Source organism: Streptococcus mitis (assembly GCF_023109235.1).
GTDB classification, from domain to species: domain Bacteria; phylum Bacillota; class Bacilli; order Lactobacillales; family Streptococcaceae; genus Streptococcus; species Streptococcus mitis_DA.
Genome location: NZ_JALDUC010000008.1, coordinates 20,468 through 41,589 on the forward strand (window position 1 = coordinate 20,468; position 21,122 = coordinate 41,589).

The 21,122-nt window shown below is 40.3% G+C and carries 21 protein-coding genes, 2 tRNA genes and 1 other annotated feature; of the genes, 20 read left to right on the forward strand and 3 right to left on the reverse strand.

Annotation, left to right across the window (positions count from 1 at the left end):
* Positions 1–28 precede the first annotated feature (28 nt).
* From M1F55_RS06005 to sufB, 14 genes are all read left to right on the forward strand, one after another.
* On the forward strand, positions 29–1,051 hold the full coding sequence (locus M1F55_RS06005) for a branched-chain amino acid aminotransferase (protein ID WP_033681953.1): 1,023 nt from the start codon (positions 29–31) through the stop codon (positions 1,049–1,051).
* A 22-nt stretch (positions 1,052–1,073) separates the two neighbouring features.
* Positions 1,074–3,041, forward strand: coding sequence for a peptide ABC transporter substrate-binding protein (locus tag M1F55_RS06010; RefSeq protein WP_000837408.1), 1,968 nt, complete (start codon positions 1,074–1,076; stop codon positions 3,039–3,041).
* A 97-nt stretch (positions 3,042–3,138) separates the two neighbouring features.
* Positions 3,139–3,369: a DUF2969 domain-containing protein gene (locus tag M1F55_RS06015; protein ID WP_000037113.1), complete on the forward strand. Its 231-nt coding sequence runs from the start codon at positions 3,139–3,141 to the stop codon at positions 3,367–3,369.
* Between the two features lie 49 nt (positions 3,370–3,418).
* A tRNA-Tyr gene (locus M1F55_RS06020) sits at positions 3,419–3,499 on the forward strand.
* 9 nt (positions 3,500–3,508) lie between these two features.
* A tRNA-Gln gene (locus M1F55_RS06025) sits at positions 3,509–3,580 on the forward strand.
* A 161-nt stretch (positions 3,581–3,741) separates the two neighbouring features.
* Positions 3,742–4,944: a 30S ribosomal protein S1 gene (gene rpsA, locus M1F55_RS06030; RefSeq protein WP_001001630.1), complete on the forward strand. Its 1,203-nt coding sequence runs from the start codon at positions 3,742–3,744 to the stop codon at positions 4,942–4,944.
* 85 nt (positions 4,945–5,029) lie between these two features.
* On the forward strand, positions 5,030–5,527 hold the full coding sequence (locus M1F55_RS06035) for a GAF domain-containing protein (RefSeq protein ID WP_214617325.1): 498 nt from the start codon (positions 5,030–5,032) through the stop codon (positions 5,525–5,527).
* Positions 5,527–7,182: a DNA polymerase III subunit gamma/tau gene (dnaX, locus tag M1F55_RS06040; protein WP_024056680.1), complete on the forward strand. Its 1,656-nt coding sequence runs from the start codon at positions 5,527–5,529 to the stop codon at positions 7,180–7,182. Before M1F55_RS06035 ends, dnaX begins: the two co-directional genes overlap by 1 nt.
* Before the next feature lie 27 nt (positions 7,183–7,209).
* On the forward strand, positions 7,210–7,404 hold the full coding sequence (locus tag M1F55_RS06045) for a DUF3272 domain-containing protein (protein WP_001081602.1): 195 nt from the start codon (positions 7,210–7,212) through the stop codon (positions 7,402–7,404).
* Between the two features lie 150 nt (positions 7,405–7,554).
* Entirely contained in the window at positions 7,555–8,325 is a 771-nt protein-coding gene (gene sufC, locus M1F55_RS06050; RefSeq protein WP_000114489.1) for a Fe-S cluster assembly ATPase SufC, read from the forward strand.
* A 27-nt stretch (positions 8,326–8,352) separates the two neighbouring features.
* Positions 8,353–9,615: a Fe-S cluster assembly protein SufD gene (sufD, locus tag M1F55_RS06055; protein WP_024057120.1), complete on the forward strand. Its 1,263-nt coding sequence runs from the start codon at positions 8,353–8,355 to the stop codon at positions 9,613–9,615.
* Between the two features lie 10 nt (positions 9,616–9,625).
* Positions 9,626–10,852, forward strand: a complete 1,227-nt coding sequence (locus tag M1F55_RS06060; RefSeq protein WP_024057119.1) for a cysteine desulfurase — start codon at positions 9,626–9,628, stop codon at positions 10,850–10,852.
* Positions 10,839–11,279: a Fe-S cluster assembly sulfur transfer protein SufU gene (sufU, locus tag M1F55_RS06065; RefSeq protein WP_033684976.1), complete on the forward strand. Its 441-nt coding sequence runs from the start codon at positions 10,839–10,841 to the stop codon at positions 11,277–11,279. The genes M1F55_RS06060 and sufU overlap by 14 nt, the downstream gene beginning before the upstream one ends.
* A 57-nt stretch (positions 11,280–11,336) precedes the next feature.
* Positions 11,337–12,749, forward strand: coding sequence for a Fe-S cluster assembly protein SufB (gene sufB / locus M1F55_RS06070; protein ID WP_000797054.1), 1,413 nt, complete (start codon positions 11,337–11,339; stop codon positions 12,747–12,749).
* An 82-nt stretch (positions 12,750–12,831) separates the two neighbouring features.
* On the opposite strand, the gene pbp3 is transcribed toward sufB, so the two are convergent.
* Positions 12,832–14,073, reverse strand: coding sequence for a D-alanyl-D-alanine carboxypeptidase PBP3 (gene pbp3 / locus M1F55_RS06075; protein ID WP_023947791.1), 1,242 nt, complete (start codon positions 14,071–14,073; stop codon positions 12,832–12,834).
* Between the two features lie 102 nt (positions 14,074–14,175).
* On the opposite strand from pbp3, the gene M1F55_RS06080 reads away from it, so the two are divergent.
* Both M1F55_RS06080 and tuf read left to right on the forward strand, forming a co-directional pair.
* Positions 14,176–15,285 (forward strand): AI-2E family transporter, encoded by a 1,110-nt coding sequence (locus M1F55_RS06080; protein WP_084924559.1) that lies wholly within the window; start codon positions 14,176–14,178, stop codon positions 15,283–15,285.
* A 206-nt stretch (positions 15,286–15,491) separates the two neighbouring features.
* Positions 15,492–16,688, forward strand: coding sequence for an elongation factor Tu (gene tuf / locus M1F55_RS06085; RefSeq protein ID WP_001040724.1), 1,197 nt, complete (start codon positions 15,492–15,494; stop codon positions 16,686–16,688).
* A gap of 258 nt (positions 16,689–16,946) precedes the next feature.
* Here the strand turns inward: tuf and M1F55_RS06090 are convergent, their stop codons facing one another.
* Both M1F55_RS06090 and M1F55_RS06095 read right to left on the reverse strand, forming a co-directional pair.
* Positions 16,947–18,029: a DEAD/DEAH box helicase gene (locus M1F55_RS06090; protein ID WP_023947787.1), complete on the reverse strand. Its 1,083-nt coding sequence runs from the start codon at positions 18,027–18,029 to the stop codon at positions 16,947–16,949.
* Positions 18,026–19,003, reverse strand: a complete 978-nt coding sequence (locus M1F55_RS06095) for a Gfo/Idh/MocA family protein (RefSeq protein WP_033684979.1) — start codon at positions 19,001–19,003, stop codon at positions 18,026–18,028. Before M1F55_RS06095 ends, M1F55_RS06090 begins: the two co-directional genes overlap by 4 nt.
* Before the next feature lie 141 nt (positions 19,004–19,144).
* Between M1F55_RS06095 and M1F55_RS06100 the strand changes: the two genes are divergently transcribed.
* The 4 genes from M1F55_RS06100 to rpmA all read left to right on the forward strand — a co-directional run bounded on the left by M1F55_RS06100 (position 19,145) and on the right by rpmA (position 21,016).
* Positions 19,145–19,849: a YoaK family protein gene (locus tag M1F55_RS06100; RefSeq protein WP_023947782.1), complete on the forward strand. Its 705-nt coding sequence runs from the start codon at positions 19,145–19,147 to the stop codon at positions 19,847–19,849.
* Positions 19,850–19,907: 58 nt separating this feature from the next.
* Positions 19,908–19,995: a sequence feature (ribosomal protein L21 leader region), on the forward strand.
* A gap of 36 nt (positions 19,996–20,031) precedes the next feature.
* Positions 20,032–20,346, forward strand: a complete 315-nt coding sequence (rplU, locus tag M1F55_RS06105; protein WP_000109141.1) for a 50S ribosomal protein L21 — start codon at positions 20,032–20,034, stop codon at positions 20,344–20,346.
* A gap of 15 nt (positions 20,347–20,361) precedes the next feature.
* The gene (locus M1F55_RS06110; RefSeq protein WP_023947780.1) at positions 20,362–20,706 is read left to right on the forward strand and encodes a ribosomal-processing cysteine protease Prp; all 345 of its coding nucleotides are present in this window, start codon (positions 20,362–20,364) and stop codon (positions 20,704–20,706) included.
* Between the two features lie 16 nt (positions 20,707–20,722).
* Entirely contained in the window at positions 20,723–21,016 is a 294-nt protein-coding gene (gene rpmA, locus M1F55_RS06115; protein ID WP_000916509.1) for a 50S ribosomal protein L27, read from the forward strand.
* Positions 21,017–21,122 lie beyond the last annotated feature (106 nt).

Genomic DNA, 21,122 nt, shown 5'->3' on the forward strand with positions numbered 1-21,122 from the left:
AATAGGTTTTTAGAATAAGGAGTGGAATATGACAGTAACGATTGATTGGGAAAACCTTGGTTTTTCCTATATGAAATTACCTTATCGCTATATTGCTCATTTTAAAAATGGACAATGGAATCAGGGAGAACTTACAGAAGATGCAACCTTGCATATTTCAGAGTCTTCTCCAAGTCTTCACTATGGACAACAAGCATTTGAAGGTTTGAAAGCTTATCGTACGAAGGATGGCAGTGTTCAACTGTTCCGTCCTGATGAAAATGCCAAACGTTTACAACGTACCTGTGACCGTCTCTTGATGCCACAAGTTCCAACAGAAATGTTTGTAGAAGCTTGTAAAGCAGTTGTCCGTGCGAATGAAGAATACGTACCACCATACGGAACAGGTGGAACCCTCTATCTTCGCCCTCTTTTGATTGGTGTCGGAGATATTATTGGGGTAAAACCAGCAGAAGAATACATTTTCACCATCTTTGCTATGCCAGTTGGAAATTACTTTAAAGGTGGATTGGTTCCAACCAACTTCTTGATTCAGGATGAATACGACCGTGCAGCACCAAATGGTACAGGTGCGGCTAAGGTTGGTGGAAACTATGCTGCAAGTCTCTTGCCAGGGAAATTGGCCAAGTCACGTCATTTCTCAGATGTTATCTATCTAGATCCTTCAACACATACAAAGATTGAAGAAGTCGGTTCAGCTAACTTCTTTGGAATTACGGCTGATAATGAATTTGTGACACCATTGAGTCCTTCTATCTTGCCATCTATTACCAAGTATTCTTTGCTTTATTTAGCAGAACACCGCTTGGGCTTGACTCCTATTGAGGGAGATGTCCCAATTGATAACCTTGACCGTTTTGTAGAGGCAGGTGCCTGTGGTACAGCAGCAGTTATTTCACCAATTGGTGGAATTCAGCACGGTGATGATTTCCATGTATTCTATAGTGAAACAGAAGTAGGTCCTGTGACTCGTAAACTCTATGATGAATTGACTGGTATTCAGTTTGGTGATATTGAAGCGCCAGAAGGTTGGATTGTAAAAGTAGATTAAAACAAACAAAAGGAGATTTTTGATGAAATCGAAAAAGTGGCTCTTAACAGCAGGAGTGGTCCTGAGCACAACAGCTCTTTTAGTGGCTTGTGGAAAAGCTGATAAAGAAGCAGATGCACCGACAACATTTTCATATGTCTATGCAGTAGATCCAGCATCTTTGGACTATAGTATAGCGACACGTACATCTACAACAGATGTCATCGGGAACGTGGTTGATGGCTTGATGGAAAACGACCAGTACGGAAATGTTATCCCTTCCTTGGCTGAGGATTGGTCTGTGTCAAAAGATGGTTTGACTTATACCTACAAACTTCGTAAAGGAGTTAAATGGTACACTTCTGAAGGTGAAGAATATGCAGAAGTAACAGCCCATGACTTTGTAACAGGATTGAAACACGTAGCTGACGGTAAGTCAGACGGTGTCTCGCTCATCCAAAATTCAATTAAGGGTTTGGATGCCTACATGACTGGTGAGACCAATGATTTCTCTACAGTTGGTGTTAAGGCCTTGGACGATTATACAGTTGAATACACCCTAAATAAACCAGAAAGTTTCTGGAACTCCAAAGTTACAACAGCGACGATGTTGCCTGTAAATGAAGAGTTTTTGAAGGCATCAGGTAAAGATTATGGAGCAGTTACTCCAGCAGGGATTCTTTACAATGGTCCTTATATCTTGAAGACCTTGACTTCTAAATCGTTAATCGAATACGAGAAAAATCCAAACTACTGGGATAAAGAAAAGGTAAAAATCGAGAAGATTAAATTGACCTACTACGATGGTTCTGATCAGGAATCGTTGATTCGTAGCTTCTCTTCAGGTGCCTATACGACAGCCCGTCTCTTCCCAAGTAGCTCAAACTTTGCTTCTACTTTGGAACAATACGGAGACAAAATCACCTATAGCCCACAGGACTCAAGTAGTTATTACTTCACCTTTAACGTAAATCGTCAGTCATATAATAAAACTGCGAAAACCAGTGAAGAGCAAAAGACTTCTACAAAAGAAGCTATGCTTAATAAGGACTTCCGTCAGGCTATCAACTTTGCCTTCAACCGCCATTCTTATGCTGCTCAGCTAAATGGTGAAGACGGTGCGGACAAGATTATTCGTAACAGCCTTGTTCCTGACAACTTTGTACAAGCAGGGGGTAAGAACTTTGGTCAAATCGCTCAAGCAGAGTTGGTGAACTATGGTGACCAATGGAAAGGTGTTGAGTTAGTGGATGGTAAGGATTCTATCTACAACCCTGACAAGGCTAAAGCTGCTTTCGAAAAAGCTAAGAAAGACTTGGAATCTAAAGGGGTAACATTCCCAATTCACTTGGATGTCCCAGTTGAACAAACAGATACCATCGCCGTTCAACAAAGTAACTCTTTCAAACAGTCTATCGAATCAACTCTTGGTGCTGAAAATGTTGTCATCGATGTTCTTCAAATGACAGATAATGAAAAGGAAACAATCACTTCTCAAGCGCGTGTTCCTTCTCAAAAAGACTATGATTTGAACAGTACAGGATGGGCTCCAAGTTATCAAGACCCAGCATCTTACTTGAATATCATGGATCCTAAATCAGGTTCTGCTATGAAACACCTTGGTATTACTAAAGGGAAAGATAAGGATGTTGTAGCTAAACTTGGTTTGGACCAATATAAGAAATTATTGGATGATGCAGATTCAGAAACTACAAATCTTGAAGAACGCTATGAAAAATATGCCAAGGCTCAAGCTTGGTTGACAGATAGTTCATTATTGATGCCAACAGCCTCATCTGGTGGTTCTCCAGTTGTAAGTAATGTCGTGCCATTCTCAAAACCATACTCACAAGTTGGTATTAAGGGTGACCCATATATCTTTAAAGGAATGAAATTGCAAAAAGATATTGTTACAACAAAAGAATATGAAGAAGCACTGAAAAAATGGCAAAAAGAAAAATTGGAATCAAATGGTAAGTACCAAAAAGAACTAGAAAAACACATTAAATAATGCGGAAAACTCTATATCGGACAAGCCCGATATAGAGTTTTTTCTTGCTAGTTTTGGGATTTTCTTGTAAAATAGAAAAAGTGAAGAGAGGTATGAAATGAGTAAGAAAGATAAAAAAATTGAAATTCAAGTAGCAGATGCCAAGGTTAATGTAGGAAAAGACAGTTTTGAAGGCTATACATTGACAATTGGTAAAAAAGTTATCGGAGAAATTGCCGAATTAGACGGACAATTTGCCATCATAAAGAATGGAAACGTCGATAGTTTTTATAAAAAATTGGAAAAAGCTGTGGAAATTTTGATTGAAAATTATAATTTAGCAAAATAAGTCTTGTTTTTTTGAAATTTTCATGATATAATAGTCCATGTTGATTGTAGGAGAGATAGCGAAGAGGCTAAACGCGGCGGACTGTAAATCCGCTCCTTCGGGTTCGGGGGTTCGAATCCCTCTCTCTCCATTTCATCAATGGGGTATAGCCAAGCGGTAAGGCAAGGGACTTTGACTCCCTCATGCGTTGGTTCGAATCCAGCTACCCCAGTTCTTAGGTAATGATCAAGATAAAAAGCAAAATATCTTAGGGTATTTTATTTTTATAATTGAAAGACGTGAACGATATGAACATGTCCTTGCGGGTGCTTAGGAAAAAAATTATAAGTATGTCAAGTTTAAGAAAAACTTGATTGTTGGAGGATTTTTTAGATGAACGAATTTGAAGATTTGCTAAATAGCGTTAGCCAAGTTGAGACTGGTGATGTTGTTAGTGCTGAAGTATTGACAGTTGATGCGACTCAAGCTAACGTTGCAATCTCTGGAACTGGTGTTGAAGGTGTCTTGACTCTTCGCGAATTGACAAACGATCGCGATGCAGATATCAATGACTTTGTTAAAGTAGGAGAAGTATTGGATGTTCTTGTACTTCGTCAAGTAGTTGGTAAAGATACTGATACAGTTACATACCTTGTATCTAAAAAACGCCTTGAAGCTCGCAAAGCATGGGACAAACTTGTTGGTCGCGAAGAAGAAGTTGTTACTGTTAAAGGAACTCGTGCCGTTAAAGGTGGACTTTCAGTAGAATTTGAAGGTGTTCGTGGATTTATCCCAGCTTCAATGTTGGATACTCGTTTCGTACGTAACACTGAGCGTTTTGTAGGTCAAGAATTTGATGCTAAAATCAAAGAAGTTGACGCTAAAGAAAACCGCTTCATCCTTTCACGTCGTGAAGTTGTTGAAGCAGCTACAGCAGCAGCTCGCGCTGAAGTATTCGGTAAATTGGCTGTTGGTGATGTAGTAACTGGTAAAGTTGCACGTATCACAAGTTTCGGTGCTTTCATCGACCTTGGTGGTGTTGACGGATTGGTTCACTTGACTGAATTGTCACATGAACGTAACGTATCACCAAAATCAGTTGTAACTGTTGGTGAAGAAATTGAAGTGAAAATCCTTGATCTTAACGAAGAAGAAGGACGCGTATCACTTTCACTTAAAGCAACAACACCTGGACCATGGGATGGCGTTGAGCAAAAATTGGCTAAAGGTGATGTAGTAGAAGGAACAGTTAAACGTTTGACTGACTTCGGTGCATTTGTTGAAGTATTGCCAGGTATCGATGGACTTGTTCACGTATCACAAATTTCACACAAACGTATTGAAAATCCAAAAGAAGCTCTTAAAGTTGGTCAAGAAGTTAAAGTTAAAGTTCTTGAAGTTAACGCAGATGCAGAGCGCGTATCACTTTCTATCAAAGCTCTTGAAGAGCGTCCAGCTCAAGAAGAAGGACAAAAAGAAGAAAAACGTGCTGCTCGTCCACGTCGTCCAAAACGTCAAGAAAAACGTGATTTCGAACTTCCAGAAACACAAACAGGATTCTCAATGGCTGACTTGTTCGGTGATATCGAACTTTAATCAAATTGAAAATTCACAAAATCCTTTGTTTACTAAACAAGGGATTTTTCTTTTGTCTGTAAGCCTTTTTTGATATAATAGTCCTATGTTAGAATCAGAAAAACAATCACGTTATCAAATGTTAAATGAAGAGCTCTCTTTTTTATTGGATAGTGAAACCAATGTTTTGGCTAATCTTTCCAACGCCAGTGCTCTTCTAAAATCACGCTTACCTAATACCGTATTTGCAGGCTTTTATCTGTTCGATGGAAAGGAATTGGTTCTAGGTCCTTTCCAAGGAGGTGTTTCCTGCATCCGTATTGCACTAGGCAAAGGTGTTTGTGGGGAGGCAGCTCATTTTCAGGAAACGGTTCTGGTTGGTGATGTAACAATTTATCCCAACTATATTTCTTGTGATAGTCGAGCTAAAAGTGAAATTGTTGTGCCGATGATAAAGAATGGTCAATTACTTGGAGTTCTGGATCTGGATTCTTCAGAGCTTGATGATTATGATGCTATGGATCGAGATTATTTGGAACAATTTGTCGCTATTTTGCTTGAAAAGACAGAATGGGACTTTACAATGTTTGGGGAGAAAGCCTAATGTATCAAGCACTTTATCGAAAATATAGAAGTCAAAACTTCTCCCAGTTGGTTGGTCAAGAAGTTGTGGCTAAGACTCTTAAACAAGCAGTAGAGCAAGAGAAAATAAGTCATGCCTATCTTTTCTCTGGTCCACGTGGAACGGGAAAAACTAGTGTGGCTAAGATCTTTGCCAAAGCTATGAACTGTCCCAATCAAGTGGGTGGTGAACCTTGTAATAACTGCTATATTTGCCAAGCGGTGACGGATGGTAGTTTAGAAGATGTCATCGAAATGGATGCAGCCTCTAATAATGGGGTTGATGAAATTCGTGAAATTCGTGATAAATCTACCTATGCGCCTAGCCTTGCTCGTTATAAGGTTTATATCATAGATGAGGTTCACATGCTGTCTACAGGGGCTTTTAATGCCCTCCTAAAGACGTTGGAAGAGCCAACACAGAATGTGGTCTTTATTTTGGCTACTACTGAATTGCACAAGATTCCTGCTACGATTCTATCTCGTGTGCAACGTTTTGAGTTTAAATCGATTAAGACACAGGATATTAAGGAACATATCCACTATATTTTAGAAAAAGAAAATATCAGTTCTGAACCAGAGGCTGTGGAAATCATTGCCAGACGGGCTGAAGGTGGAATGCGAGATGCCTTGTCTATTTTGGATCAAGCCCTGAGTTTGACACAGGGAAACGAACTGACGACTGCCATCTCTGAAGAAATTACTGGTACTATTAGTCTATCAGCCTTGGATGATTATGTGGCCGCCTTGTCTCAACAGGATGTTCCCAAGGCCCTAGCATGCTTAAATCTTCTCTTTGACAATGGTAAGAGCATGACTCGTTTTGTGACCGACCTTTTACACTATTTAAGAGATTTGTTAATTGTTCAAACAGGGGGAGAAAACACTCATCATAGTCCAGTCTTTGTAGAAAATTTGGCACTCCCTCAGGAAAATCTGTTTGAAATGATTCGCTTGGCGACAGTCAGTTTAGCAGATATTAAGTCTAGTTTGCAGCCCAAAATTTATGCTGAGATGATGACTATCCGTTTGGCAGAGATTAAGCCTGAACCAGCTCTTTCTGGGACAGTTGAAAGTGAAATTTCTGCACTGAGACAGGAAATTGCCCGTCTCAAACAAGAACTTGCCAATGTGGGAACCGTATCTAAGCCAACAAATCCAGCTCCTAGTCGTCCAACAGCAGGAAAGACAATCTATCGTGTGGATCGCAATAAGGTTCAATCTATCTTACAAGAGGCTGTCGAAAATCCTGATTTAGCACGTCAAAATCTGATTCGCTTGCAGAATTCCTGGGGAGTGGTGATTGAAAGTCTTGGAGGTCCTGATAAGGCTCTGCTAGCTGGTTCTCAACCGGTTGCAGCCAATGAACACCATGCTATTCTTGCTTTTGAATCTAACTTCAATGCTGGTCAAACCATGAAACGGGACAATCTCAACACTATGTTTGGTAACATCCTCAGTCAGGCAGCAGGTTTTTCACCTGAGATTTTAGCCATTTCCATGGAGGAATGGAAAGAAGTTCGCGCAGCCTTTTCAGCCAAAGCCAAATCTTCTCAAACTGAAAAAGAAGCAGAAGAAAGCCTGATTCCAGAAGGATTTGAATTTTTGGCTGATAAAGTGAAGGTAGAGGAAGACTAAAGAAAGATTTCATGATACAATAAGTTTATGAATAGACAACAATTTATTATCATCGCGCTGTTTACAGCTGCTGAGACCTATTTTTTCAATGAAGCCTGGATGACTGGTCGTTATATTATGGCAGCCTTTTGGGCCATTTTGCTCTTTAGAAATTTCCGAGTTAGTTACTTGATGGGTAAAATAGTAGATGTCATTGACCAACATTTAAAAGGAAAAGACTAGTCCTCAGCTTCTAGACAAAATCAAAGCCTTTTAGGCTTTTTTTTGTTATACTATAAAAGTATATTTATTGACCTTTTACCGTATTTTCTAGGGAAATCAAGTATGTTTCCAGTAAGAACTGTAAAGGCCTTGAAAAAGAAAGGAACTATCATGTCAGTATTAGAGATCAAAGATCTTCACGTTGAGATTGAAGGAAAAGAAATTTTAAAAGGGGTTAACCTGACCCTGAAAACAGGAGAAATCGCCGCTATCATGGGACCAAATGGTACAGGTAAATCGACTCTTTCTGCAGCTATCATGGGAAATCCAAACTATGAAGTTACCAAAGGTGAAGTCTTGTTTGATGGCGTAAACATCCTTGAGTTGGAAGTTGATGAGCGTGCGCGTATGGGACTTTTCCTTGCTATGCAATACCCATCAGAAATTCCTGGAATTACCAATGCTGAGTTTCTTCGTGCAGCTATGAATGCTGGTAAAGAAGACGATGAGAAGATTTCAGTTCGTGAGTTTATCACTAAATTGGATGAGAAGATGGAATTACTCAACATGAAAGAAGAAATGGCTGAGCGTTACCTCAACGAAGGTTTCTCTGGTGGTGAGAAAAAACGCAATGAGATTCTTCAACTTTTGATGTTGGAACCAACTTTTGCCCTTTTGGATGAGATTGACTCTGGTCTTGATATTGATGCCCTTAAAGTTGTTTCTAAAGGTGTGAATGCTATGCGAGGTGAAGGCTTTGGTGCTATGATTATCACTCACTATCAACGTCTTTTGAACTACATCACACCTGATGTGGTACACGTCATGATGGAAGGTCGTGTTGTCCTTTCAGGTGGTCCAGAATTGGCTGCGCGTTTGGAACGTGAAGGATACGCAAAACTAGCTGAAGAACTTGGCTACGACTACAAGGAAGAATTGTAATTCCCTCGTATCTTTTAGGAGAAGTAAATGACTAAAGAAAATATTAAACTTTTTTCAGAAATGCACGCTGAACCAAGCTGGTTGGCTGACCTCCGTCAAAAAGCTTTTGACAAGATTGAGACTTTGGAATTACCAGTTATTGAGCGTGTCAAATTCCACCGTTGGAATCTGGGTGATGGAACGATTACAGAAAGTGAGCCATCAGCAAATGTTCCAGATTTCACAGCTCTAGATAATCACTTGAGGTTGGTACAAGTAGGAACTCAAACTGTTTTTGAGCAAATTCCAGTTGAATTGGCTGAACAGGGTGTCGTCTTTACAGACTTCCACTCAGCTTTAGAAGAAATTCCAGAGCTGATCGAAGAATTCTTCATGTCATCTGTTAAGTATGACGATGACAAGTTGGCAGCCTACCATACAGCTTATTTCAATAGTGGTGCTGTTCTCTATATTCCTGATAACGTTGAGATTAAAGAACCAATCGAAGGAATTTTCTATCAAGACAGCGATAGTGATGTGCCGTTTAACAAGCATATTATGATTATCGCTGGTAAAAACTCTAAGATTAGTTATCTAGAACGTTTAGAGTCACGCGGTGAAGGAAGTGCCAAAGCAACTGCTAATATCACAGTAGAAGTAATTGCGCGTTCTGGTGCTCAAGTGAAGTTTGCGGCTATCGACCGTCTAGGTGAAAACGTCACTGCTTACATTAGCCGTCGTGGTAAATTAGGCAACAATGCAAGCATTGACTGGGCAATCGGTGTCATGAACGAAGGAAACGTCGTTGCTGACTTTGATAGCGACTTGATTGGAAATGGTAGCCATGCAGATCTCAAGGTTGTAGCTCTTTCAAGTGGTCGTCAGGTACAAGGGATTGATACTCGAGTGACTAACTATGGTTGCAACTCAATCGGAAATATCCTACAACATGGGGTTATTCTTGAAAAAGCAACCTTGACCTTCAACGGTATCGGGCACATTATCAAGGGGGCCAAGGGAGCAGATGCGCAACAAGAAAGTCGTGTCCTCATGCTTTCAGACCAAGCTCGTTCAGATGCCAATCCAATCCTTTTGATTGACGAAAATGATGTTACTGCAGGTCACGCAGCTTCTATCGGTCAGGTGGATCCAGAAGACATGTACTACCTCATGAGCCGTGGTTTAGATAAGGCAACTGCAGAACGTTTGGTTGTTCGTGGTTTCCTTGGCTCCGTTATCGTTGAGATTCCAGTCAAGGAAGTTCGTGATGAAATGATTGCAACTATCGAAGAAAAATTGTCAAAACGCTAAGGGGTAGACTATGTTAGATGTAGAAGTGATTCGCAAGGATTTTCCAATTTTAGACCAGATTGTTAATGATGAACCATTGGTTTATTTGGACAATGCTGCGACGACACAAAAACCACTAGCAGTTCTGGAGACGATTAACCGCTACTATGAGCAGGACAATGCCAATGTTCACCGTGGGGTTCATACCTTGGCTGAACGAGCAACAGCATCTTATGAAGCAGCTCGTGAAACCATTCGTAAGTTTATCAATGCAGGCTCAATAAAGGAAGTTCTCTTCACTAGAGGAACGACGACCAGTCTGAACTGGGTAGCGCGCTTTGCTGAGGAAGTCTTGACTGAGGGAGACCAGGTCTTGATTTCCGTCATGGAACACCATTCCAATATCATTCCATGGCAGGAAGCCTGCCGTAAGACTGGGGCAGAGCTTGTCTATGTCTATCTCAAGGACGGAGCTCTGGATATGGATGATTTGCGAGCTAAATTGACTGATAGAGTCAAGTTTGTTTCCCTAGCTCACGCCTCAAATGTTCTGGGTGTAGTCAATCCGATTAAAGAAATCACGCAAATGGCCCACCAAGTTGGAGCCATCATGGTGGTGGATGGTGCTCAATCTACGCCTCATATGAAGATCGATGTCCAGGACTTGGATGTGGACTTCTTTGCCTTTTCAGGTCACAAGATGGCTGGTCCGACTGGTATCGGTGTTCTTTATGGCAAAGAAAAGTATCTGGAGCAAATGTCACCAGTTGAATTTGGCGGTGAGATGATTGATTTCGTCTATGAGCAATCTGCTAGCTGGAAGGAGTTGCCTTGGAAATTTGAGGCTGGAACACCAAATATGGCAGGTGCTATCGGACTAGCTGCAGCAGTGGATTATCTGGAAAAGATTGGTATGGATACCATTGAAGCTCATGAGCAGGAATTAATCTCGTATGTCTATCCAAAATTGCAGGCGATAGAAGGATTGACCATTTATGGTTCGCAGGACTTGTCTCAACGTTCAGGTGTCATTGCCTTTAACCTTGGGAATCTTCATCCTCACGACCTTGCTACAGCTCTGGATTATGAAGGTGTGGCAGTTCGAGCAGGTCACCATTGTGCGCAACCTTTGCTCCAGTATTTGGATGTCCCAGCAACAGCTCGCGCAAGTTTTTATATTTACAATACCAAGGCAGATTGCGACAAGCTAGTCGATGCCTTACAAAAGACAAAGGAGTTTTTCAATGGCACTTTCTAAACTAGATAGCCTTTATATGGCAGTGGTAGCAGACCATTCGAAAAATCCACATCATCAAGGGAAGTTAGAAGACGCTGAACAAATCAGTCTCAATAATCCGACCTGTGGAGATGTCATCAATCTCTCTGTCAAGTTTGATGCAGAAGACCGCTTGGAGGATATCGCTTTTCTAAACTCAGGTTGCACCATCTCGACTGCCTCTGCAAGCATGATGACAGATGCCGTTTTAGGAAAAACCAAACAAGAAATATTAGAACTTGCGACCATTTTTTCTGAAATGGTTCAAGGGCAAAAAGATGAACGTCAAGACAAACTTGGCGATGCAGCCTTCTTGTCAGGTGTTGCCAAATTCCCTCAACGAATTAAGTGTGCAACCCTAGCTTGGAATGCCCTGAAGAAAACAATTGAAAATCAAGAAAAACAGTAAGACAAGCTTCTTATGTCTTATGAATCAGTAAAACTGAAGAATGAAAGAAAGGATATTATGGCTGAAGAAAGAGTAGAACCAAAACCAATTGATCTTGGTGAATATAAATTTGGTTTCCATGATGATGTAGAGCCTGTCCTATCGACAGGAAAAGGATTAAACGAAGATGTCATTCGCGAATTATCGGCTGCTAAGGGAGAACCTGAGTGGATGTTAGAATTCCGTTTGAAGTCTTATGAAACCTTTAAAAAAATGCCCATGCAAACATGGGGAGCAGACTTATCAGAGATTGACTTTGATGACTTGATCTACTACCAAAAACCATCTGATAAACCTGCTCGCTCTTGGGATGAAGTTCCTGAAAAAATTAAAGAAACCTTTGAGCGTATCGGGATTCCTGAAGCTGAGCGTGCTTATCTAGCTGGTGCCTCTGCTCAGTATGAGTCAGAAGTGGTTTACCACAACATGAAGGAAGAGTTCCAGAAATTGGGGATTATCTTTACAGATACAGATTCTGCCCTCAAGGAATACCCAGACTTGTTTAAACAATACTTTGCCAAGTTGGTACCGCCGACAGATAACAAGTTGGCTGCCCTCAACTCAGCAGTATGGTCAGGTGGAACATTTATCTACGTACCAAAAGGTGTTAAGGTAGATATTCCGCTTCAAACTTACTTCCGTATCAACAACGAAAATACAGGTCAGTTCGAACGTACCTTGATTATCGTTGACGAGGGAGCGAGTGTTCACTACGTAGAAGGATGTACGGCACCAACTTATTCAAGCAACAGCTTGCATGCGGCCATCGTAGAAATCTTCGCCTTGGACGGAGCTTATATGCGTTATACGACTATTCAAAACTGGTCTGATAACGTTTATAACTTGGTAACAAAACGTGCTAAGGCTCAAAAGGATGCCACTGTTGAGTGGATCGATGGAAACTTGGGTGCCAAAACAACCATGAAATATCCATCCGTTTACCTAGATGGAGAAGGGGCGCGTGGTACTATGCTCTCTATCGCCTTTGCTAATGCAGGACAACACCAAGACACTGGTGCTAAGATGATCCACAATGCTCCACATACAAGTTCGTCTATCGTGTCTAAATCCATCGCTAAAGGCGGAGGAAAGGTGGACTACCGTGGACAAGTAACCTTTAACAAAAACTCTAAGAAATCTGTTTCTCACATCGAGTGTGACACCATTATCATGGATGACTTATCAGCATCAGATACTATTCCATTTAATGAAATTCATAACTCGCAAGTTGCTTTGGAACACGAAGCTAAGGTTTCTAAGATTTCAGAAGAACAACTCTATTACCTCATGAGCCGTGGCTTGTCAGAATCTGAGGCAACAGAGATGATTGTTATGGGATTTGTAGAACCCTTCACAAAAGAACTTCCAATGGAATATGCAGTTGAGCTGAACCGCTTGATTAGCTATGAGATGGAAGGATCAGTTGGGTAAAATTTGTTTTTATATTTACCCATAATCAAGGATTTTGAAGATGAACTTGTAACAAAAAATCGCGGTTTAAAATCGCGATTTTTTATAATTTTTCGTTGATGAAGCGGATAAACTGATTCCACCAAACTTTTAAGAAGAAGGCTTTTTCAACTTTCTTTTCTGCTACCATTTCAAAACTAGGACGTTCTGTGGTGATGTAACCTTGACCAATCAAGTCCTTGTCTTCATAAGTCAAATGTCCAACCACAGTTCCGGCTTCAAGTGGTGCTGGTATTGCCTTAGAATCAGGTGTGAATTGAATAGTTTGGGACGATTGTCCCCCAACACGTTCAATAAGAGTGATATCATCTTTGGCAACGGCAGTGACCGCATCTTCTTTTCCATCTTGTACAGGAGCTTTACTATCTTGGTAGGCATCGCCTTTTTGAACGATTTTACGAAGCGTGAATGTAGAAGAGATATAATCCATTAGTGACGATGTAGCTGTGAAGCGAGCGTAAGGATTATTGTCTTGATGGTCTGCGTTCAAAACAACTGTGATAACCCTCATCCCTTTTTCGACTGTAGTACCAACAAAAGACTCTCCAGCCTTATCTGTTGTTCCTGTCTTAAGGCCATCAAAACCACCGCGATAAGCAGGCATACCTTCTAACATGTAGTTGGTAGAAGTGATTGTCATTCCAGCAAAAGTAGAAGAAGGTTTTTTCGTGATTTCCAAGACTTGTGGGTATTTTTTGATGAGATTGCGAGCAACGATAGCGACATCATAAGCACTGAGCTTGTTTTCATCATCTTTTTTAGATCCTGGGTAAATGTTATCCCCTAAAGTCTCATTGTTAAGACCCGTCGTATTGACAACAGTGGCATCCTGAATGCCCCATTCCAAGAGCTTTGCCCTCATCATATCGACGAAATCTTTTTCTGAGCCAGCAATTTTTTCAGCTAACGCAATAGCTGCACTGTTAGCACTGGATACTAGGGTTGCTTCCAGTAGTTGTTCGACGGTATAATTACGAGCCTCCATAGGAACGTTACTCGCTTCAGAATTTGTCGTTAATTTGTATGGATAATCAGAGATATCTACCGGAGTTGATAGTGTAATACTACCGTTTTCCAAGGCTTCATAGACAAGATAAACAGTAATCAATTTTGTGATCGAAGCAATTTCAACTGGCTGGGTTGCATCTTTCTCATAGAGAATTTTACCGGTATTTGCCTCAACAGCAATTGCATGTTTAGCAGCAATATTAAAATCTTGAGCATCAACAGTAGATGCTGCCCCAATAACGGAAAGGCTTAGGAGAGTTAAAATTATTTTTTTCATAGTAAGTTTATTCTATCATAAAGAAAAAAATATTCCCAGTTTCATGATATAAGAAAGAAGCTTTTTTGAAAGTGTGGTAAAATAGATGAATGGAGGTACTTCATGTTTCGTAAGAATAAATTATTTTTTTGGACCAGTGAGATTTTACTATTAACCATCATCTTTTATTTATGGAGACAGATGGGTGGGATTATAACGCCTTTTGTAAGTGTCGCAAACACTATAATGATTCCCTTTCTTTTAGGTGGTTTTTTATATTATTTGACCAATCCTATTGTAAATTTTTTACAAAAGTATTTCAAAATTAACCGTATCATTGGTATTCTACTAACCTTGTGCGCCTTGGTTTGTGGGCTAGTTATTGGGGTCGTCTATCTCTTACCGATTTTGATTAATCAGCTGACAAGTTTGATTGCTACAAGTCAGACAATCTACAGTCGTCTGCAAGATTTGATTATCGATTTATCCACTTATCCAGCCTTTCAAAATTTAGATATTCAAGCGACTATTCAACAGTTAAATCTCTCTTATGTAGATATTCTACAGAATATCCTAAATAGTGTAACGAATAGTGTTGGAAGTGTCTTATCTGCGCTCTTTAGTACTGTTTTGATTATTATCATGACACCTGTATTTTTAATTTATTTTTTGTTAGATGGCCACAAATTCTTGCCGATGCTTGAGCGTACTGTTTTAAAGCGAGATAAGTTGCATATTACAGGTCTTTTAAAAAATTTGAATACTACAATTGCTCGATATATTAGTGGAGTTGCTATTGATGCGATTATTATTGGTTGTTTGGCCTTTATCGGATATAGCGTGATTGGTTTGAAATACGCTTTGGTCTTTGCCATCTTTTCAGGATTGGCCAATCTCATTCCTTATGTTGGACCAAGTATTGGTTTGATTCCGATGATTATCGCCAATGTCTTTACTGATCCTCATAGAATGCTGATTGCAGTTGTTTATATGTTGATTATTCAACAAGTAGATGGGAACATCCTTTACCCTCGAATCGTTGGTGGAGTGATGAAGGTTCATCCAATTACGATTTTAGTATTACTTTTGTTATCAAGTAATATCTATGGCGTCATTGGTATGATTGTCGCTGTACCAACCTATTCTATCTTGAAAGAAATTTCTAAGTTCTTATCTCGCTTGTATGAAAATCATAGAATAATGAAAGAACGAGAAAGAGAATTAGCCAAGTAAAAGTCAGGAAATTCCTGATTTTTCTTTTTCTTTAGTCAAGTGATAGGAGTAGAAGTGACGTTTAGATTAGCTGATTAAGAATAATTCACAAAAACTTTGTAAAACACTTGCAATTTAGCTGAAATTTGATAAAATAGTAAGGAAAGTTAGACTGTATTGCCTACTGTCTATCTATAAAATATATTTTATTGGAGGCTTTTACTCAAATGGCAAAAGAAAAATACGATCGTAGTAAACCACACGTTAACATTGGTACTATCGGACACGTTGACCACGGTAAAACTACCCTAACTGCAGCTATCACAACTGTTTTGGCACGTCGCTTGCCTTCATCAGTTAACCAACCTAAAGACTATGCGTCTATCGATGCTGCTCCAGAAGAACGCGAACGCGGTATCACAATCAACACTGCGCACGTTGAGTACGAAACTGAAAAACGTCACTACGCTCACATCGACGCTCCAGGACACGCGGACTACGTTAAAAACATGATCACTGGTGCCGCTCAAATGGACGGAGCTATCCTTGTAGTAGCTTCAACTGACGGACCAATGCCACAAACTCGTGAGCACATCCTTCTTTCACGTCAGGTTGGTGTTAAACACCTTATCGTCTTCATGAACAAAGTTGACTTGGTTGACGACGAAGAATTGCTTGAATTGGTTGAAATGGAAATCCGTGACCTATTGTCAGAATACGACTTCCCAGGTGACGATCTTCCAGTTATCCAAGGTTCAGCTCTTAAAGCCCTTGAAGGTGACTCTAAATACGAAGACATCGTTATGGAATTGATGAATACAGTTGATGAGTACATCCCAGAACCAGAACGTGACACTGACAAACCATTGCTTCTTCCAGTCGAAGACGTATTCTCAATCACTGGACGTGGTACAGTTGCTTCAGGACGTATCGACCGTGGTATCGTTAAAGTCAACGACGAAATCGAAATCGTTGGTATCAAAGAAGAAACTCAAAAAGCAGTTGTTACTGGTGTTGAAATGTTCCGTAAACAACTTGACGAAGGTCTTGCCGGAGATAATGTAGGTGTCCTTCTTCGTGGTGTTCAACGTGATGAAATCGAACGTGGACAAGTTATTGCTAAACCAGGTTCAATCAACCCACACACTAAATTCAAAGGTGAAGTTTACATCCTTACTAAAGAAGAAGGTGGACGTCACACTCCATTCTTCAACAACTACCGTCCACAATTCTACTTCCGTACTACTGACGTTACAGGTTCAATCGAACTTCCAGCAGGTACTGAAATGGTAATGCCTGGTGATAACGTGACAATCGACGTTGAGTTGATCCACCCAATCGCCGTAGAACAAGGTACTACATTCTCTATCCGTGAGGGTGGACGTACTGTTGGTTCAGGTATGGTTACAGAAATCGAAGCTTAATTCGATTTAGTTCCCAGAAGAACAATTATTTAAGTCAGACACTAAAAGAATCTTGCTATGCAAGGTTCTTTTTTTCTGATATTGAACTAATACTCAATGAAAATCAAATTCAACCCACGTCGGCGTCACCTTGCCGTACTCAAGTACAGTCTGGGCTAGCTTCCTAGTTTGCTCTTTGATTTTCATTGAGTATAAAATTGAAGAATTGTTTACATAAAAAAGCTCTATACACTTGATGGGCATAGAGCAAAGGGGGGGTTATTTGATGTAGAGTTCTTGATTTTTTAGGACAATTTCACGGACACCTGCAAACTTCTTAAGTTTTTTGAGTTCTTCAGGATGGGTGACGAGAGTGATAACATAACCTTCCTTGCCCATACGGCCAGTACGGCCAGCACGGTGAGTGTAAATTTCGATATCTCTAGGGACATCAAAGTTTACAACACATTCGAGGCTATCGATATCAATCCCACGAGCCAAAAGGTCTGTTGCAAGAAGAAGGGTCAGTTGGTTATCTTTAAACTTTTCTAAGATAACTTTTCTAAATTTAACATTGACATCACTAGCTAGAGATACAGCTAAGATATCACGATACTGTAATTTTTCTTCTGCACTTCCAAGATCTGACAAGCTGTTAAAGAAGACCAGACCACGGAAATCTTCTACATGAGCTAGTTTTCGTAGCATATCCACTCGGTGACGTTGGTCTACCTGCATATAGAAATGTTGGATGTTATCCAATTTTTGGTCAGAGAGATCAATGGTGCGCGTGTTAGGCGCAATCTTTTCTTGGTCAAACTTGGTCGTCGCACTCATGTAGACCAGGTGGTGGTCACGCGGTGCGTAGTGGGTAATTTTCTCGACAAAGTGAATCTGAGAATCATCGAGCAATTGGTCGAATTCATCCAGGATGATAGTTTCCACATTCATCATCTTGATTTTTTTCAGTTTAATGAGTTCAAAAATACGGCCAGGAGTTCCAATCAGAATTTCTGGTCCTTTTTTTAGGCGTTCAATCTGGCGTTTCTGACTCGAACCTGATAAGAAGAGCTGAGCAGTCAAGCCGATAGCTTCAGTCCACGTTTTACATACATCAAAAATCTGTCCAGCAAGCTCAGTATTTGGTGCTAGAATCAAGAGTTGTTGGGCTTTTTTCTTTTGTAGTCTGAGAAGACTTGGTAGGAGGTAAGCTAGGGTCTTACCAGTTCCTGTTGGGCTCACTCCTAGAAGATTTTCTCCCGCAAGAAGGGGTTCAAATAGTTGAGTTTGAATGGGGGTAAATTCTTGGAAACCGAGTTGGTCACTCAGTTCTTGCCATTCAGTCGGTAGTTTGGTTTTCATTTTTCTGCCTCAAATCTAATGCCAGCAGTCTGGCGCATGGTATAAAGTAGCTCATGAACTGAACTTGCATCTTCCAGCCAAGTTTGGTAGAGATTCAGATCTGGTTGATGAATCATGTGTGCAAATGCAGCGACTTCCTCAGTCATCGTATGAGGAGCCTGTTGGATAGGGAGTTGGACTTGATTGCCTTGATGGTCGGTAAAAATAGCTGAGCTGACATGTTCGATGGTGTTGAGGGTCAAGGTACCATCTGTCGTATAAATCTCGCAAGGAAGATTGGAAGTGATGTTTTTCCCTGCCTTGATATGAACTTGATAGTCTGGGTAGAAGAGGATTCCATCTCCATTCAGGTCCATGCTATTGTCAAGCTGTTGAGCCATGTAGGTCGCGTCCTGAGCCTTTCCAAAGAGGCGAACGGCAGCGTAGAGAGGATAAATCCCCAAATCCATAAGGGCTCCGCCAGCAAAACGATTTGAGAAGACATTAGGTGTCTCCCCAGCCAACAAGTTAGGCATTTTGGAAGAATACTTGGCATAGTTGAAATCTGCTCCCAAAATTTGCTTGTCTGCTAAAAAGTTTTTGATAGTAGTAAAAGCTTCTTCGTGGTAATTACGAGCTGCTTCGAAGATAAAACAGTGATTTTTATTAGCTGTTTGAACCAAATCCAGCCATTCTTGTGGCTGAGTGACAGCTGGCTTTTCAAGAATGACGTGTTTACTTGAAGACAATGCAATTTTTGCCTGAGCAAAATGCAAGGAGTTTGGACTAGCAATATAGACCACATCAAAGGAGCTCTTGAAGAAGTCCTCTAATTGATCAAAGAGTTGGATATCCTGATAGCGAGAAGCAAAGGTTGCTGCAGTTTCTATCTTTCTAGAATAAACTGCGACCATCTTGTATTCTCCACTGGTATGGGCTGCTTCTATGAAGTGGTGGCTGATAGCCCCTGTTCCGATGACACCTAATTTAAGCATAGTTACTCCTTTTCCAATTTCAAATCCTTCTTTCATTATAACATAGATAGACGGGACTATCCAACAGAGGGGAAAAAATTTCAAATAAGCTACTAGGTCTTTTCCAAAGAAAGTGGTACAATAATGAGATGAGTAAATGAAATGGGAGGGAAAATGAGGTTATTACCTATAAGAAAAATATCACGTCAGTCTAAGAGGCTAGCGCTTTTTTTGACTTTTTGTGCAGGATATGTAGATGCCTATACTTTTATTGTGCGAGGGAATACTCTTGTAGCTGGACAAACTGGGAATGTCGTCTTTCTTTCAGTAGAATTAATTCAAAATAATGTTTCAGATGTTAGGGACAAGGTTCTCACATTGCTAGCTTTTATGATGGGGGTCTTTTTATTAACTGTTTATAAGGAAAAATTGAGAATTGTGAAAAAGCCAATTTTGTCATTGCTTCCTTTAGCAATCTTATCAATCATTATTGGTTTTGTACCGCAGACTGTAGATAATATCTATCTAGTACCGCCCTTGGCCTTCTGTATGGGATTGGTGACGACTGCTTTTGGAGAAGTGTCGGGTATTGCCTATAATAACGCTTTTATGACAGGGAATATCAAACGGACCATGCTGGCTTTTGGAGATTATTTCCGAACCAAGCACACACCTTTTTTGCGTGAAGGATTCATATTTGTTAGCCTGCTTAGTAGTTTTGTCCTTGGCGTTGTCTTTTCAGCCTATTTGACGATTTTCTATCATGAAAAGACCATTCTTGGTGTTCCTATTATGATGAGTATTTTTTACCTCAGCATGCTTTTTGCCTCTTGGCAGAAAAAAGTAAAAGAAAAAGCTTCATTTTAGGTGTTATTACTTGTAAGAAAATAGGAGATATGCTATACTTGAAGAGTTGACTATGCACGTTCCTGTGCAACCGCACGAACATCGTTGCTTGATTATTCAAGTTTAAGTGGTTCGTCCCACGATGCTAGGCGAGTCTTCACAAAAAAATCGGGGAAACCCATAAAAATCATAGGAGGTGCATAATGAGCACATACGCAATTATCAAAACTGGCGGAAAACAAGTTAAAGTTGAAGTTGGTCAAGCAGTTTACGTTGAAAAATTGAACGTTGAAGCTGGTCAAGAAGTTACTTTTAACGAAGTTGTTCTTGTTGGTGGTGAAAACACTGTTGTCGGAACTCCACTTGTTGCTGGAGCTACTGTAGTTGGAACTGTTGAAAAACAAGGAAAACAAAAGAAAGTTGTTACTTACAAGTACAAACCTAAAAAAGGTAGCCACCGTAAACAAGGTCACCGTCAACCATATACAAAAGTTGTCATCAACGCAATCAACGCTTAATTTTAAGGAGAACACATGATACAGGCAGTCTTTGAGAGAGCCGAAGATGGCGAGCTGAGGAGTGCAGAAATTACTGGACACGCCGAGAGTGGCGAATACGGCTTAGATGTCGTGTGTGCATCGGTTTCTACGCTTGCCGTTAACTTTATCAATTCTATTGAGAAATTTGCAGGCTATGAACCAATCCTAGAATTAAACGAAGATGAAGGTGGCTATCTGATGGTTGAAATACCAAAAGATCTTCCTTCACACCAGAGAGAAATGACCCAGTTATTCTTTGAATCATTTTTCTTAGGTATGGCAAACTTATCGGAGAACTCTTCTGAGTTCGTCCAAACCAGAGTTATCACAGAAAACTAACACGGAGGAAAACATTATGTTAAAAATGACTCTTAACAACTTGCAACTTTTCGCCCACAAAAAAGGTGGAGGTTCTACATCAAACGGACGTGATTCACAAGCAAAACGTCTTGGAGCTAAAGCAGCTGACGGACAAACAGTAACAGGTGGATCAATCCTTTACCGTCAACGTGGTACACACATCTACCCAGGTGTAAACGTTGGACGTGGTGGAGACGATACTTTGTTCGCTAAAGTTGAAGGCGTAGTACGCTTTGAACGTAAAGGACGCGATAAAAAACAAGTTTCTGTTTACCCAATCGCTAAATAAAAAGGTTCACTGAACCTTTTTATCCCGAGCCTTGAAATATAAAGGCGAGGAAGCTAGAAGTAGCATAAACTAAGGCTTTCCGAGTTTTCGGAGAGCCTCTTTTTTT

Bases quoted from the DNA above. Each gene is read 5' to 3' on its own strand.
- M1F55_RS06005 (WP_033681953.1), top strand. From the start codon at position 29: ATGACAGTAACGATTGATTGGGAAAACCTTGGTTTTTCCTATATGAAA.
- M1F55_RS06010 (WP_000837408.1), top strand. From the start codon at position 1,074: ATGAAATCGAAAAAGTGGCTCTTAACAGCAGGAGTGGTCCTGAGCACA.
- M1F55_RS06015 (WP_000037113.1), top strand. From the start codon at position 3,139: ATGAGTAAGAAAGATAAAAAAATTGAAATTCAAGTAGCAGATGCCAAG.
- rpsA (WP_001001630.1), top strand. From the start codon at position 3,742: ATGAACGAATTTGAAGATTTGCTAAATAGCGTTAGCCAAGTTGAGACT.
- M1F55_RS06035 (WP_214617325.1), top strand. From the start codon at position 5,030: ATGTTAGAATCAGAAAAACAATCACGTTATCAAATGTTAAATGAAGAG.
- dnaX (WP_024056680.1), top strand. From the start codon at position 5,527: ATGTATCAAGCACTTTATCGAAAATATAGAAGTCAAAACTTCTCCCAG.
- M1F55_RS06045 (WP_001081602.1), top strand. From the start codon at position 7,210: ATGAATAGACAACAATTTATTATCATCGCGCTGTTTACAGCTGCTGAG.
- sufC (WP_000114489.1), top strand. From the start codon at position 7,555: ATGTCAGTATTAGAGATCAAAGATCTTCACGTTGAGATTGAAGGAAAA.
- sufD (WP_024057120.1), top strand. From the start codon at position 8,353: ATGACTAAAGAAAATATTAAACTTTTTTCAGAAATGCACGCTGAACCA.
- M1F55_RS06060 (WP_024057119.1), top strand. From the start codon at position 9,626: ATGTTAGATGTAGAAGTGATTCGCAAGGATTTTCCAATTTTAGACCAG.
- sufU (WP_033684976.1), top strand. From the start codon at position 10,839: ATGGCACTTTCTAAACTAGATAGCCTTTATATGGCAGTGGTAGCAGAC.
- sufB (WP_000797054.1), top strand. From the start codon at position 11,337: ATGGCTGAAGAAAGAGTAGAACCAAAACCAATTGATCTTGGTGAATAT.
- pbp3 (WP_023947791.1), bottom strand. From the start codon at position 14,073: ATGAAAAAAATAATTTTAACTCTCCTAAGCCTTTCCGTTATTGGGGCA.
- M1F55_RS06080 (WP_084924559.1), top strand. From the start codon at position 14,176: ATGTTTCGTAAGAATAAATTATTTTTTTGGACCAGTGAGATTTTACTA.
- tuf (WP_001040724.1), top strand. From the start codon at position 15,492: ATGGCAAAAGAAAAATACGATCGTAGTAAACCACACGTTAACATTGGT.
- M1F55_RS06090 (WP_023947787.1), bottom strand. From the start codon at position 18,029: ATGAAAACCAAACTACCGACTGAATGGCAAGAACTGAGTGACCAACTC.
- M1F55_RS06095 (WP_033684979.1), bottom strand. From the start codon at position 19,003: ATGCTTAAATTAGGTGTCATCGGAACAGGGGCTATCAGCCACCACTTC.
- M1F55_RS06100 (WP_023947782.1), top strand. From the start codon at position 19,145: ATGGGAGGGAAAATGAGGTTATTACCTATAAGAAAAATATCACGTCAG.
- rplU (WP_000109141.1), top strand. From the start codon at position 20,032: ATGAGCACATACGCAATTATCAAAACTGGCGGAAAACAAGTTAAAGTT.
- M1F55_RS06110 (WP_023947780.1), top strand. From the start codon at position 20,362: ATGATACAGGCAGTCTTTGAGAGAGCCGAAGATGGCGAGCTGAGGAGT.
- rpmA (WP_000916509.1), top strand. From the start codon at position 20,723: ATGTTAAAAATGACTCTTAACAACTTGCAACTTTTCGCCCACAAAAAA.